General features: G+C 66.4%; 11 protein-coding genes. All 11 read right to left on the bottom strand.

Annotated features, from left to right (window positions below):
* Positions 1-7: 7 nt before the first annotated feature.
* The gene (locus J7I92_RS21285) at positions 8-754 is read right to left on the bottom strand and encodes a YggS family pyridoxal phosphate-dependent enzyme (protein ID WP_214843760.1); all 747 of its coding nucleotides are present in this window, start codon (positions 752-754) and stop codon (positions 8-10) included.
* On the bottom strand, positions 747-1,451 hold the full coding sequence (locus tag J7I92_RS21290; protein ID WP_214843762.1) for a polyphenol oxidase family protein: 705 nt from the start codon (positions 1,449-1,451) through the stop codon (positions 747-749). The genes J7I92_RS21285 and J7I92_RS21290 overlap by 8 nt, the downstream gene beginning before the upstream one ends.
* Positions 1,452-1,497: 46 nt before the next feature.
* Positions 1,498-2,721 carry a cell division protein FtsZ gene (gene ftsZ / locus J7I92_RS21295; RefSeq protein WP_214843764.1) on the bottom strand — a complete coding sequence of 408 codons (1,224 nt, stop codon included), beginning with the start codon at positions 2,719-2,721 and terminating at the stop codon, positions 1,498-1,500.
* 285 nt (positions 2,722-3,006) lie between these two features.
* Positions 3,007-3,873, bottom strand: coding sequence for an FtsQ-type POTRA domain-containing protein (locus tag J7I92_RS21300; RefSeq protein WP_214843766.1), 867 nt, complete (start codon positions 3,871-3,873; stop codon positions 3,007-3,009).
* Positions 3,866-5,269, bottom strand: coding sequence for a UDP-N-acetylmuramate--L-alanine ligase (murC, locus tag J7I92_RS21305; RefSeq protein WP_214843768.1), 1,404 nt, complete (start codon positions 5,267-5,269; stop codon positions 3,866-3,868). Before murC ends, J7I92_RS21300 begins: the two co-directional genes overlap by 8 nt.
* Positions 5,266-6,366: an undecaprenyldiphospho-muramoylpentapeptide beta-N-acetylglucosaminyltransferase gene (gene murG, locus J7I92_RS21310; RefSeq protein WP_214843770.1), complete on the bottom strand. Its 1,101-nt coding sequence runs from the start codon at positions 6,364-6,366 to the stop codon at positions 5,266-5,268. The genes murC and murG overlap by 4 nt, the downstream gene beginning before the upstream one ends.
* A 6-nt stretch (positions 6,367-6,372) precedes the next feature.
* Complete coding sequence (gene ftsW / locus J7I92_RS21315) at positions 6,373-7,647, bottom strand: putative lipid II flippase FtsW (protein ID WP_214843772.1); 1,275 nt, start codon at positions 7,645-7,647, stop codon at positions 6,373-6,375.
* Positions 7,648-7,649: 2 nt separating this feature from the next.
* Positions 7,650-9,251 carry a UDP-N-acetylmuramoyl-L-alanine--D-glutamate ligase gene (murD, locus tag J7I92_RS21320; protein ID WP_214843774.1) on the bottom strand — a complete coding sequence of 534 codons (1,602 nt, stop codon included), beginning with the start codon at positions 9,249-9,251 and terminating at the stop codon, positions 7,650-7,652.
* On the bottom strand, positions 9,233-10,342 hold the full coding sequence (mraY, locus tag J7I92_RS21325) for a phospho-N-acetylmuramoyl-pentapeptide-transferase (RefSeq protein WP_214843776.1): 1,110 nt from the start codon (positions 10,340-10,342) through the stop codon (positions 9,233-9,235). The genes murD and mraY overlap by 19 nt, the downstream gene beginning before the upstream one ends.
* Positions 10,339-11,814 carry a UDP-N-acetylmuramoyl-tripeptide--D-alanyl-D-alanine ligase gene (gene murF, locus J7I92_RS21330; protein ID WP_214843778.1) on the bottom strand — a complete coding sequence of 492 codons (1,476 nt, stop codon included), beginning with the start codon at positions 11,812-11,814 and terminating at the stop codon, positions 10,339-10,341. The genes mraY and murF overlap by 4 nt, the downstream gene beginning before the upstream one ends.
* Before the next feature lie 6 nt (positions 11,815-11,820).
* Positions 11,821-13,497 (bottom strand): UDP-N-acetylmuramoyl-L-alanyl-D-glutamate--2,6-diaminopimelate ligase, encoded by a 1,677-nt coding sequence (locus J7I92_RS21335; RefSeq protein ID WP_214843780.1) that lies wholly within the window; start codon positions 13,495-13,497, stop codon positions 11,821-11,823.
* Positions 13,498-13,510 lie beyond the last annotated feature (13 nt).

A 13,510-nucleotide genomic window follows, 5' to 3' on the forward strand; every position in this document is an offset into this window, starting at 1 on the left:
TTTGACGCTACCGCAACGCAGGACGCGATCCCAATATATCGGAGCCAATTCTCAGGTGTGTCGCACCCGCCATAATGGCGGATTCCAGGTCCTGGCTCATTCCCGCGGAGATCGCCGAAGCGGACGGGTGGTCCTTGAGCAACTGCGCCGAAATTTCCGCCAGCCTGCCAAAGGCGGCATCGGGATCGGAACCGAGCGGAGCCACCGCCATCAGGCCGGCAAGGAGCAGTCCGGGCGATCCGGCCAGCTGGTCAGCCAGGGCCGGCACATCCAGCCGGCTGGCGCCGCCCCGGTGGCTGCCGGCGTCGTCGTCCAGGCTCACCTGGATGAAGCATTCCAGCGGGCCCCGCCCTGTCTTCTCTTGCTCGGCCGCGATTGACCGGGCGAGTGCTGCTGCCAGCTGCGGCCGGTCCACGGAGTGGATGGCTTGGGCGTACCGGACCACCGACTTTGCCTTGTTGCTCTGCAGCTGACCGACAAAGTGCCAGCGAAGTCCGAGTTCGCTGAGCTTGGCGGCCTTGTCCGAAGCTTCCTGGTCCCTGTTCTCACCCACATCGGTGATGCCGAGCGTTGCCAGCCGACGCACGTCATCGGCAGGGTGGAATTTGGTCACCACGATCAGCTCCGGCGGGGTGCCTTGACGGCCGGCGGCTTCCGTAGCGGCCGCAATCCTGCTCCGGACGGCACTGAGGCGCTGCTGCATTTCCTGCAGACGAGGGTCATCCGCCCCGGTTGCGTTGTGGTGCTCACTCATTGGTCCACACCAGCCCGGCGAACCTGCCCGTGTCCGGGTTGCGGCGGTAGGAGAACAGATCCTGGCTTTCAAGCGTGCAGGGCCCGGAATACTCCACTGTGGCGCCGCCTGCTTCAAGCTGGCTGCGGGCGCCGGCCGGAAGGTCAAGGCCGGGGGTGCCCCTGGATGTAGTGGACCAGGTTGCCGGCACCGCTTCCGCCACCTCAGCCCGCATGCCCTCGGGCACCTCGTAGCAGGCTCCGCAGATCGACGGGCCGATCCAGGCACGGATGTCTTCCGCACCGTCGCCGCGCATGCGCTCCAGCGTCGCGGGGATGACCCCGCCGGCCACTCCCGGCCGGCCGGCATGCGCCACCCCCAGGACAGGACAACCCGCGCGCGTTGACCCCGCCAGCACCACGGGAACGCAGTCCGCCACCATCACGGCAAGCGGACGCCCCGAGGAAACCATGGCGTCCGCCGTGGGGCCGCCGGCAGCACTTTCAGCGGCATCACCGATGTAGGCCACGGCGTTGCCGTGAACCTGGCTCATGTACTGGAAGCTGCCCGCCGCGAGGCCGGCTTCGGCTTCAACGAGCTGCCGCCGGCGTCGCACTTCGGCCGGATCGTCCCCCACGTGGAGGGCGAGGTTTCCAGCCCGGGCATCAGTGAATGCCACCCAGACGCCAGGACGGACCTCGGTTCGCCACCAAAACAATCAAAACACCGCTAACTGACTAGCTGACAAAAAGCCGGGCCGATCCCTACTTCAGGAAGTCGGGGACATCCAGGTCGTCCGAGCGGCTGCCGGACAGGTCCGGCTCCACCACGGACGGAAGGTCGACGTCGAATCCCGAGTCGGCGGGAACGGCGGAGGGGCGCTGCTGTCCCCAGTTGCTCAGGCCCGAAGCACCGATGCCGGCGTGCACGGGCTGAACGTGCTGGGCGGGCGCCTGCGCGGGGGCCGGAACTGCGGCGGGCGCGGCAGGACGCTGCGGGGCAGCCTGCGGCTGGGACTGGTCCATGGACGGAGACGTTGCTTTGACGTCGTCGAAGCCGGCAGCGATCACTGTTACGCGGGCTTCGTCGCCGAGGGCGTCGTCGATGACGGCACCGAAGATGATGTTGGCCTCGGGGTGGGCGACTTCCTGGACCAGGCGGGCTGCCTCGTTGATCTCGAAGAGGCCGAGGTCCGAACCGCCCTGGATCGAGAGGAGTACGCCGTGGGCGCCGTCGATCGACGCTTCCAGCAGCGGCGAAGCGATGGCCAGTTCGGCGGCCTTGACCGCACGGTCTTCACCGCGTGCCGAGCCGATGCCCATCAGCGCCGAGCCCGCACCCTGCATGACGGACTTAACATCCGCGAAGTCGAGGTTGATCAGGCCCGGAGTGGTGATGAGGTCGGTGATGCCCTGGACACCGGACAGCAGCACCTGGTCGGCGGAGCGGAAGGCGTCCAACACTGAGACGTTGCGGTCGCTGATGGACAGCAGCCGGTCGTTGGGGATCACGATCAGGGTGTCCACTTCGTCGCGGAGGGCGTCGATGCCGGCCTCCGCGGAGCCGGCGCGGCGGCGGCCCTCGAACGTGAACGGACGGGTGACGACGCCGATGGTCAGGGCGCCGAGTGAACGGGCAATGCGGGCCACCACAGGGGCGCCGCCGGTGCCGGTGCCGCCACCTTCGCCGGCGGTCACGAAGACCATGTCAGCGCCGCGCAGAACCTCTTCGATTTCGTCGGCGTGGTCTTCGGCGGCCTGCTTTCCGACTTCCGGGTTTGCACCGGCGCCAAGGCCACGGGTCAGCTCACGGCCAACGTCAAGTTTGACGTCGGCGTCGCTCATGAGCAGAGCCTGGGCATCGGTGTTGATTGCGATGAATTCGACACCGCGGAGACCGACTTCGATCATGCGGTTGACTGCGTTCACGCCACCGCCGCCGATGCCGACGACCTTGATGACGGCCAAGTAATTCTGCGGAGCTGCCACGTTACGTGTCCCTTGTTCGTGTCCTATTGCGAAAACTGATGGAGTCGCGCTTGAAAGTTGCAACCTTAACCCTCGACTTGAGGGTTACAGTTATGTCAAGTAACTCATGCTGTGACGCTATTTCCTATGCCTGAGACATTCAACGACCTGCTCCGCGTGTCGTGCGAATACCCGCTAAATGGAGCGGAAATCATCTTACAAGACGGCCGTCGGCCCACCGGATTGACGGCGTGCCTGAATGTCTGTCCCGGGGCCGGCAGTGATGCCCATCCGGGTGCCCGTCCACTATCGTGTCACGGGATGCCGCGGCACGCTGACATCGTAGACCTGGACGGGGTTTTTCGGGTCGGCCGGCGCCTTGAGCAGGGCCGCGAGCACCCGGGCTTTGAGCTCCTTCTCCCCCGCGTTGCCCCACACGATGGTCTGTCCGTCCACCAGCTTGAGTTCGACGGCGTCGACCGACTTAGCGGAGGCGTCGGACAGTTTGGCGAGGACGTCGGCCGGCAACGCCGCCAGCACCGAAGTGATTGCTTTGAAGAGATCCTTGCCCACTACCCCTGCCCCGCCGTCGATCACCGGCAGCTGGACGCTGGCGGCATCCTCGGTGGTGCCAAGCTGCACGCCGTCGACGTCAACCAGTTGGAAGACTTCCCCCTGCTTCACCAGTGCGACGGGTGTGCGTTCGTGAATGTGGACCACAAGTACTGATGGCGGCCGTGCCTCGGTGGTGACTTCCTTGATCTGGACGAGGGGTTCAAGCAGCTGCTTTACCTCGTCGTCATTCACCTGGGGCAGGGGTTTGCCGTGTACCGGTTCCAGGGCGTCCTGGACCTGCCCGGGCGTCAGCATTTTCGTGCCGTCCACCGCAACCGTCCGGACCGCGAACAGTGGCGAGTAGACAACCGCCGCCAGCAGCCCGGCGACCAGCGCCGCTATTATGCAGGCCGCCAGGATGAGGTTCCGCCGGGTCCGCCTGCCCTTGGGCTCCGGAAAGGACAGCACATTGTCGGGGGCGCCCCCGGCAGGATTGGGGGGTCCGGCGGGCGCGGCCTTGGAAGCGGAGATGACGTCCGTGCTGCCGTTGCCCGGCCCGGGCCTCCTTTTGGCGGCAGGGGCGCTCGTCCTGTAGCTCGGCCGGCGTGTACTAGCCACTTGGCGCCTCTGCCTGCAGTGCCTCCACAATCAGGGGACCGTAGGCAGTGACGTCGCCCGCGCCCGCCGTGAGCACAATGTCGCCCGCTGCCGCATTGGCCACCACGGCCTGCACTGCTTCGCCGGCCGGAACAAGCCGCCCGCCGCCGGAGAGGCGGTCCCCGATCAATTGGCTTGTGACTCCCGGAATGGGATCTTCCCGGGCCGGGTAGATGTCCAGGACCAGGGCGGTATCTGCGGTGTTGAGTGCATCGGCGAACTCAGCCGCGAACTCGCGGGTGCGGGAGAACAGGTGCGGCTGGAACAGCACGTGCACCTTATGGTTTCCGGCCACGGAGCGAGCGGCAGCCAAGGCGGCCCGCACTTCGGTGGGGTGGTGCGCATAGTCGTCGTAAACCCGCACGCCGCGGCCGGCCCCTTTGAATTCAAAACGGCGCGAGGCTCCGGAGAAGTTGGCCAGGGCCGCGGCCGCCGCTTCAGGCGCAACGCCGAGCTCCAGGGCCACGGCAACGGCTGCGGCCGCGTTGAGCGCATTGTGCCGGCCGGGCACCTGGAGTTCCAGTGCGAACTTCCCGGCGGATGTGGACACCCACACGTCACCGGGTCCGCCGTCGTGCAGCCGCAGCTGCGAGTCCTCGGCGGTGCCGTAGAGGACCACCCTGGTGTTGCCCCGGGCGCCGGTGCGCTCAGCCAGGGCACGCGCGCCGGGGTCGTCCGCGCAGGCGACCAGGACGCCATCGGCCGGGAGGAGTTCGGTGAAGCGGTCAAATGACTGGTAGACGGCTTCTGCGGTGCCGTAGTAGTCAAGGTGGTCGGGTTCAACGTTGGTGACGACGGCGATCCGCGGACGGTAATTGAGGAAGGACCCGTCGGACTCGTCGGCCTCTGCCACAAAGACATCGGAGGTGCCGCTGGCCGCATTGACGCCGAGGGCCGGCACGTTGGCCCCGATGGCAAAAGTGGGATCCAGGCCGGCGCCTTGCAGCAGCACGGTGATCATCGACGTCGTGGTCGATTTTCCGTGCGTTCCGGCCACGGTGACCACCCGGTCGCCGGCCATGGTGGCGGCCAGCGCCTCCGAGCGGTGCAGCACGGGCAGCCCGGCCGCGCGGGCTTCCTCAAGTTCCGGATTGTCGGCGCGGATGGCCGAGCCTGCCACCACCGTCTGGGCATCTCCCAGGTTGCCGGCCGCATAGCCAACCGAGATGCCCGCACCGGCGGCCGCCAGGTCTGCCATCACGGGCAGGTCCTTGGCGTCCGATCCGGTCACCGGGACACCGCGGGCCACCATGATACGGGCCACCGCGGACATGCCCACGCCGCCTATGCCGATGAAGTGCACACGGCCCAGGGACTCCTGGCTCCGCACGCCGTTTCCTGCTGCAGACGTGGTCATTTGCAGACCGCTTCCAGGACAAGATCGGCCATTCGGCGATCGGCGTTTCGGATACCCAGGGCTTCGGCGCTCGACGCCATCTTCGCCAGCCGGGCCGGATCGGACAGCAGCGGAATGATTTCCCTGCCGACCCATCCGGGCGTGAAGGCGGCGTCGTCCACGGTCAGCGCCCCTCCCGCTGCCACCTGGCCGGCGGCATTCAGGGCCTGTTCGCCGTTGCCGATCGGAAGCGGTACGAACACGGCCGGAACGCCCACTGCCGCGGTCTCGCAGACCGTGGCTGCTCCGGCGCGCCCCAGCAGAAGGTCGGCAGCGGCGTAGATGGTCTCCATGCCGTCGACGTACTCCACCTGGCGGTAGCCGTCCGCGGCGAGGGGCTTGCCATCGGCGCCGAGGACGGATTTGCCTCTGCCGGTGATGTGAAGGGTTTGGATGCCGGCCTGGGCCAGCGCTTCCAGGGAAGCCGCAATGGTCCGGTTGATGCTCTGCGCCCCGGATGAACCGCCGGTGACGATCAGCGTGGGCCTGTCCTGGTCAAGGCCCAGCAGCTCGCGCGCCGCACGGCGGGAGCCGGGGCGGTCCAGCCCGGATACTTCCTTGCGCATCGGCATGCCGACGTGCCGCGCCCCGCGGAGCTTTGTGCCGGCGAAGGCCACGGCAACGTGGCGGCTGAACCGGGCGCCCACCTTGTTGGCCAGGCCCGCCCGCGTGTTGGCTTCGTGGATCACGATGGGGATTTTCCGTTGCCAGGCGGCCAGGTACAGCGGAGTGCAGACGTAGCCGCCAACTCCCACCAGGACGTCCGCCTGTGCGTCCTCGAGAATTTTTCCGGCCTGCTTGACCGCGCCGGCCAGCCGGACCGGGAGCCGGAGCAGGTCCAGGGAAGGCTTGCGCGGAAACGGCACACGGCTGATGGTTGCCAGCTCAAGGCCGGCCGCCGGTACGAGCCGGGTCTCCATTCCGGCCGGCGTCCCCACGGCGAGGAGCCTGGCGTCCGGGCGGACGTCCCGCACGGCCGCGGCGATGGCGAGCAGGGGGCTGATGTGCCCGGCCGTTCCGCCGCCGGCAAGGACTACTGACAAAGACTCGGCATTCATTAAGTGCTATTTACGCTTTCGTGTGGAGGTTGGGCGCCCGCCCTTGGTGCGGAACTTGGGCAGCCGTTTGGGCTGGACGCTTGGCGCAATCTGTTCCCGTGCCAACGACAACACTACGCCGACGGCACACAGGGACATCAGCAGCGCGGAACCGCCATAGGAAATGAACGGCAGCGGGACGCCGATGACCGGCACGAGGCCCGTGACCACGGACATGTTGACGGTGGCCTGGCCGAGCAACCACACCATGATGGTGCCTGCGAGGACACGGTGGAAAAGGTCCTCCTGGGCCACCACCACCCGGTAGATGGCGGCACCGAGGATGGCGAAGAGGATGAGTACGACGACGGTGCCCACCAGTCCGAGTTCCTCGCCGATGATCGCGAAGATGAAGTCGTTGTGGGCTTCCGGGATCCAGCTGTACTTCTGCCGGCTTTGACCCAGGCCTACCCCGAACCAGCCGCCCGACGCCAGGCCGTACAAACCGTTCGTCGCCTGGTAGTTGGCGTCGGTGCCGTTGGCGCAGGACTCGCCCGTCCACCAGGAGGTGATGCGGCACATCCGGTTTGAACTGGTCACGGCCATTACGGCGGTTCCAGCCGCAGCCACCAGTCCCGCGATGCCGAAGAAGTAGAGGGGAACACCGGCGAAGAACAGCGCTGCGGCGGTGATCATCATGATGATCATGGCGGTGCCAAGGTCGTTGCCGATCAGGACCAGCCCAATGACCACTGCCGCCATGGGTATGACCGGAACGAACACGTGCTGCCACCGGTGGAGCAGCTTTCCCTTCACGGCAAGGACCGTTGCCATCCAGAGCGCCAAGGCAAGCTTTGAAGCCTCGGACGGCTGGAAGGTGATGCCGCCCAGGTCGATCCAGTTCTTGTTGCCGTTGACCTCGTCGCCCACCACCTGCACGAGGACCAGGAGGACCACCGCCGCGCCAATGAGCGGCCAGGCGAGGCGCTTCAGCCACACCACGTTGACCCGTGACAGCACGAACATGGTGAAGATGCCCATGCCGGCAAAGACGCCCTGCTTAAGTGCCGCCGTGTAGGGCGACTCCCCCGCGGCAATGGCTTCAACGCTGGACGCCGAGAGCACCATCATGATGCCGATGGCGGTGAGCGCGAGGGTGGAGCCCAGGATCAGGTAGTAGGTGGAACCGTTGCGGGATTTCCCGGTTCCCTCCAGCTTGGCCCAAAAAGTGCGGTACCAGACCCGAAGCCCGGCCAGCGGAGGCACGTGGCCCGTCCGGGCACGTGTGGGCGTGCTGACCATTGTTACTCCTCGCCGGTCTGAGCCTGCCCTTCCACGAGCCCCCGGACAGCTTCAATGAAGGCGTCGCCACGGTGAGCATAGGAAGAGAACTGATCCATGGATGCAGCCGCCGGGGCCATGAGCACAGTGTCCCCGGGAGAGGCCAGCTGTGCGGCTGCGGCAACGGCCTGCGCCATCACAGTTTCACCGTAGATCGGCGAGGGCACTGCGTCGGCACCGCCCGTTTCTGCGGACTGCACCGTTTCAGTGTCGCCCTTGGTGGGTCCGATAACGGGGACATCCGGCGCGTGTCGCCGAAGGGCGTCCGAGAGCGCCGTGGGGTCCGTTCCGATCAGGACTACGGCTTTGAGCCGCGGAGCCTGTGCCTGGACCAGTTCGTCGTAGCTGACGCCCTTGGAGAGGCCGCCCGCAATCCAGATGACGTTGCTGAAGGCGGACAGCGACGCGGCCGCAGCGTGGGGGTTGGTGGCCTTCGAGTCGTTGATCCACAGCACATCGTTGTGGCGGGCCACGAGCTGGATGCGGTGCTCGCCGGGGATGTAGGTCTTGAGCCCCTGGCGTACAGCCTGCGGTTCCACGCCGTATGCACGCACCAGTGCTGCTGCGGCAAGGGCGTTGGCCACCATATGGCGAGGTGCCACCGGGCCCAGGTCAGCCATGGCGGCAAGTTCCGCTGCGCTGTCCTTGCGTTCGGCGATAAAGGCACGGTCCACCAGGAGGCCTTCGACTACCCCGAGCATGCTGACGGCGGGAGTCACCGTCGTGAAACCCACCGCGCGGCAACCTTCCACCACGTCCGCGTTCTCCACCATGCGTTCGGTTTCAATCTGCTCGGCATTATAGATGCAGGCTTTCTGCGTCTGTTCGTAGATCTTCGCCTTGTCCGCCAGGTAGGAGGCGTAGGATCCGTGCCAGTCCACGTGGTCTTCGGCGACATTGAGGCAGACGCTGGCGACCGGCGAGACAGAATGGCTCCAGTGCAGCTGGAAGCTCGACAGCTCGACGGCAAGGACGTCGTACTCCACCGGGTCCCGCAGGGCGTCGAGGATGGGTGTTCCCACGTTCCCGACCGCAATGGCCTTGAGCCCGGCAGCCTGCAGCATGGATTCGGTCAGGCCCACCGTTGTGGTCTTCCCGTTCGTTCCGGTGATGGTCAGCCAGTCCGCGGTCTTGCGGCCCTCGCGCTCACGGACCCGCCAGGCAAGCTCCACATCGCCCCAGACCGGAATGTGCGTCCGTGCGGCCAAGGCGAGCAGGGCCTGGTCCGGGCGCCACCCCGGAGAGGTGACAATCAGTTCCGGCTTCTGGCCGTCGATTTTCGGCATGGTGTGCACGGCATCCTCGCCAAGGAGGACGTCCACGGCACCGACGATTTTCAGGGTGTCGGCCTGCGCACGGGCTTTCGGACTCGTGGCTGCGTCAACCACCACCACGCGGGCGCCGAGCTCGATCAGGGTGTCTGCAGCGGCGAAGCCGGACACTCCGATTCCCGTGACCACCACCCGGAGTCCGGCCCACTCGGAGTCCCAGCTCACCAGGTTCTCGAGCCGGGGCGATGTTGCCAATGGCGAAGGTATAGGGCTGCTCACAGCAGGACCACCCATTCTGCGTAGAAGATACCCAGACCCGCGGCGACGAAGAGTCCGCCGAGGATCCAGAAACGGACCACTACGGTGACTTCCGCCCAGCCTTTGAGTTCAAAGTGGTGCTGGAGCGGGGCCATCTTGAAGAAACGCTTGCCCCGGGTGACCTTGAAGTAGCCCACCTGGATGATCACCGAGAGGGTGATCAGGACAAAGAGGCCGCCGATGAAAGCCAGCAGTAGCTCGGTCCGGGACAGGATGGCGAAACCGGCCACGGCACCGCCGATGGCGAGCGAGCCGGTGTCCCCCATGAAGATCTTTGCCGGGGAGGTGTTCCACCACAGGAACCCGACCAGGGCTGCGCTCAGGATCGCGGCCAGGAGTGCGAGGTCCAGCGGGTCGCGGACGGAGTAGCAGCCTCCGCCTGCCTGCCGCGGCGAGCCGCAGGCCTGGTTGTTCTGCCAGATTCCCATCAGCGTGTACGCGCCGAACACCATGACCGAGGCGCCGGCCGCGAGCCCGTCCAGGCCGTCAGTCAGGTTCACGCCATTGGTGGCAGCCGTCACGATCAGGTTGGACCACAGCACGAACAGTATGGCGCCGAGCACGGTGCCGCCGAAGGCGAGGTTCAGCCACGGGATGTCCCGCACCAGGGAGATCTGCGTGGATGCGGGCGTTACGCCGTCCGAATTGGGAAAGTTCAAGGCCAGGATGGCGAAAATAACGCCGACGGCGCCCTGGAGTATCAGCTTGGCCTTGGCGTTCAGGCCAAGGCTGCGCTGCTTGGAGATCTTGATGAAGTCGTCCAGGAATCCCACCAGGCCCATTCCCACCATCAGGAAGAGCAGCAGGAGGGCGGAGACCGATGGCCCGGCCGACCCCGGATTCATCATCCACATGATCAGGTGGGTCAGCGCATAGCTCATCAGCACCGCGAAAACCACCACGGTGCCGCCCATGGTCGGCGTGCCGCGCTTCGTGTGGTGGGACGTGGGGCCGTCATCCCGGATGAACTGGCCGTAGCTCTTCCGTACAAGCAAACGGATGAACAACGGGGTTCCCACCAATGCAAACAGCAGGGCCAGGCCAGCGCCGATCAGCAGTGCAATCACAGCGACTCGCTCCCTTCATTGGCGCTTGCTCCGGTTTGTGGGGGTAATGCTATCCGATCCCCTAAGTGCCTCAGTCCCACGCTGTTGGAGGACTTGAACAGCACCAGGTCGCCGGGTTCCAGCTCGTTTTGGAGGAGGTCGTAGGCTTCTTCCGCTGTCTCCGTGAAGACGCATTCCTCCCCCCAGGAGCCTTCCTGGATGGCGGACACATAAAGCGAACGGGCCTCGCGGCCGACCACCACCAGGCGGGAAATGTTGAGGCGCACCACCTGGGTGCCGACGGCGGTGTGCTCGCGGATGGAATCGGGACCGAGCTCCAGCATGGCGCCAAGGACGGCCCAGGTGCGGCGGCCGCGGCCGAGGTCAGCCAGCGTCCGCAGCGCTGCGCGCATTGATTCAGGGTTGGCGTTGTAGGCGTCGTTGATGACCGTCACGCCGTCCGGCCGTTCGGTGCGCTCCATCCGCCAGCGGCTGGCGGCAGTTTGCGCGCTGAGCGACGCGGCGATCCGTTCACCGGGCACTCCCGCGGCGTGTGCGGCTGCGGCTGCTGCCAGGAGGTTGGCCACGTGGTGGGCACCGATGAGCTGGCTGCTGACCCGGTGTCCCGTGGTCCCGCCGGGAAGGAAGAGCTCAAACTCGGGGTTGCCGGCCGGATTGGTTTCCACGTTGACGGCGAGTACATCGGCCGCCGCGCCGTCGTCCGCAGCCTGTGCGGAGAAGCCGAGGATGTTGGCCGTTGTCCTGCTCCGCATCGCGGCTACGCGGCCGTCATCGAGATTGATCACGGCTGTTCCGTTGTCAGGGAGTGCTTCAAGCAGCTCCCCCTTCGCTACGGCGATGTTGTCAACCCCGCCGAATTCACCGGCATGGGCCGTTCCGATCCCCAGGACCACTCCGATCGTGGGCCGGACCATGTCCGCGAGGTAGCGGATGTGGCCGATTCCGGTGGCACCCATCTCGATCACCAGGTAGCGGGTGTCGAAGCCTGCCTTAAAAACGGTCAGCGGTACGCCCACTTCACCGTTGTAGGAGCCTTGGGGAGAGATGGTGCTGCCTTCGGTGGAGAGGATACCGGCGAGCAGGTCCTTGGTGGTGGTTTTGCCGGCGGAGCCGGTGATGCCGATCACCGTCAGGTCCGAGCCCTCGGCCTCCCGGCGGGCGCGGATGCGGCGCACGGATTCCGCTGCCAGGGCACCCATGGCGAGCACGGCGTCCTCCACCACGATGACGGGATGGGGAAGGCCGGAGCCGTTCGGGACATCACGTTCCACCAGGGCCAGGACGGCACCCCGTTCGAAGGCGGAGCCGATGAAGTCGTGGCCGTCAGCGGTTTCGCCGGGCTTGGCCACGTAGAGGGACCCCTCCGTGGCCTCCCGGGAATCCGTGACCACCGCCGAGGGGGTAATGGTCGGATCGGCGGCAAGGCGGCCATTAGTAATTTCGGCAATTTCCGCCGCAGTAAATGCAATCATCTCGGTCTAGGACTCTATCCGCTGCTCAGTCAGAACGGTGAATCCGCGTGCTGTCAAGGCCTCGCGGAGCTCCACCCTGTCATCAAGCGCCAGGTTGACGCCTTTGACTTCCTGCCACACCTCGTGGCCGCGCCCGGCAACCAGGATCGTGTCCTGCGGGTTTGCCATGTCCACAGCCTGCCGGATGGCTGCGTCGCGCGGGTACGACTCCAGGATCTCGCAGCCGAGGCCGCCGGTTTCCTTGGCCTCGCGTGCGCCGGCCAGGACGTCGGCGCGGATGGCAGCGGCGTCCTCGTCATGGGGGTCGTCGTCGCTGATAATGACCACGTCTGCCAGGCGCGCGGCAATGGCACCCATGGCCGGCCGTTTGCCCTGATCCCTCTGCCCTGTCGCACCGAACACCACGATCACCCTCGAGCCCGGCTCGGGTGAACGCACCGCTTCCAGCGCCCGCTGGAGGGCATCGGGGTTGTGCGCAAAGTCGACGACGGCGGCCGGCGCCGTGGAGACCAGCTGCATCCGCCCCGGTACGGCGACGGTGAACGGGTCTGCCGCGTCAAGGGCAGACTGCAGCGTTGCCGCGTCCACTCCGCTCGCCAGCACCATGATGGTCGCCAGGGCGGCATTGGACACGTTGAAGCTTCCGGGAAGACCCGTGTGGATGCACAGTTCGGTGCCGTCGCGGTGCAGCAGCCGGAATTCCGTGCCAAGGCCCCGCGGGGCGGGGGACGTGACGGTCCAGTCCGCTCCGGAAGCGCCCGGAACATTGCCTGGGTCACTGCCCGTGTCATTGCTTGCAGCTGTCGCCAAGGTGGTAACAGGAATGTCGACGCCGGCAGCGAGGCGCCGGCCCCAAAAGTCGTCGACCGTGACCACCGCTGATTTGGCCCGCGGTGGAGTAAAGAGCTCCGCCTTGGTCTGGAAATATTCGTCCATGGTGCCGTGCAGGTCCAGATGATCCTGCGTCAGGTTGGTGAACCCGGCAACATCAAACTGCACGCCGTCCACACGGTGGAACGATACGGCGTGCGAGGAAACCTCCATGGAGGCGGCATCCAGGCCGCGTTCGCGCATCAGTGCCAGCAGTGCGTGGATGTCGGTCGATTCGGGCGTTGTCAGCAGGCTGGGAATCGGATCACCGCCGGCCACGATCTCGATTGTTCCGATCAGTCCGGTCCGGCGGCCCAATGCCTGCAGGAGCGCGTTGATGAAGTAGGTGGTGGTCGTCTTGCCGTTCGTGCCGGTGACGCCGAACAGCGCGGGAGCTGCACCCTCGTCCGGCCGGCTCCGGTAGATCAGCGCGGCGAGTCCGCCCACAACACTGCGGGGCTCGTCAATCACCAGCACGGGCACGGCACTGTCGGCGGACAGCGCAAGGAGCCTGGCGCCGTCGTCGTCGGTCAGCACCGCAACAGCCCCTGCGGCGACCGCCTGCGGCACGAAGTCAGCGCCGTGCCGTGCGGCACCCGGCAGGGCGACGTAGAGGTCGCCTGGCTGGACGGTCCGTGAATTGAGTGAAATCCCGGTGACGGCGACGGCACCGGATGCCGCGGGAATTACGACGCCGACCGCCTCGCCGATGGTGCTGAGCGGCACCGCGGCAACGGCAGTCGGCCGGAACCCGGTACCGGAAACCGCGGCGTTTGCTGCGTCTGTACTGCCGGGGGCATAGTGCTCTGACAAGTGGATCTCCGTT

The sequence above is a fragment of the Arthrobacter sp. ISL-72 genome, from assembly GCF_018613755.1.
GTDB lineage: Bacteria > Actinomycetota > Actinomycetes > Actinomycetales > Micrococcaceae > Arthrobacter.

What these genes read in the sequence shown, in the direction of transcription:
- murG (WP_214843770.1), bottom strand. Translation starts at nt 6,366, where the DNA reads ATGAATGCCGAGTCTTTGTCAGTAGTCCTTGCCGGCGGCGGAACGGCC.
- murC (WP_214843768.1), bottom strand. Translation starts at nt 5,269, where the DNA reads ATGACCACGTCTGCAGCAGGAAACGGCGTGCGGAGCCAGGAGTCCCTG.
- ftsW (WP_214843772.1), bottom strand. Translation starts at nt 7,647, where the DNA reads ATGGTCAGCACGCCCACACGTGCCCGGACGGGCCACGTGCCTCCGCTG.
- murF (WP_214843778.1), bottom strand. Translation starts at nt 11,814, where the DNA reads ATGATTGCATTTACTGCGGCGGAAATTGCCGAAATTACTAATGGCCGC.
- murD (WP_214843774.1), bottom strand. Translation starts at nt 9,251, where the DNA reads ATGGGTGGTCCTGCTGTGAGCAGCCCTATACCTTCGCCATTGGCAACA.
- J7I92_RS21285 (WP_214843760.1), bottom strand. Translation starts at nt 754, where the DNA reads ATGAGTGAGCACCACAACGCAACCGGGGCGGATGACCCTCGTCTGCAG.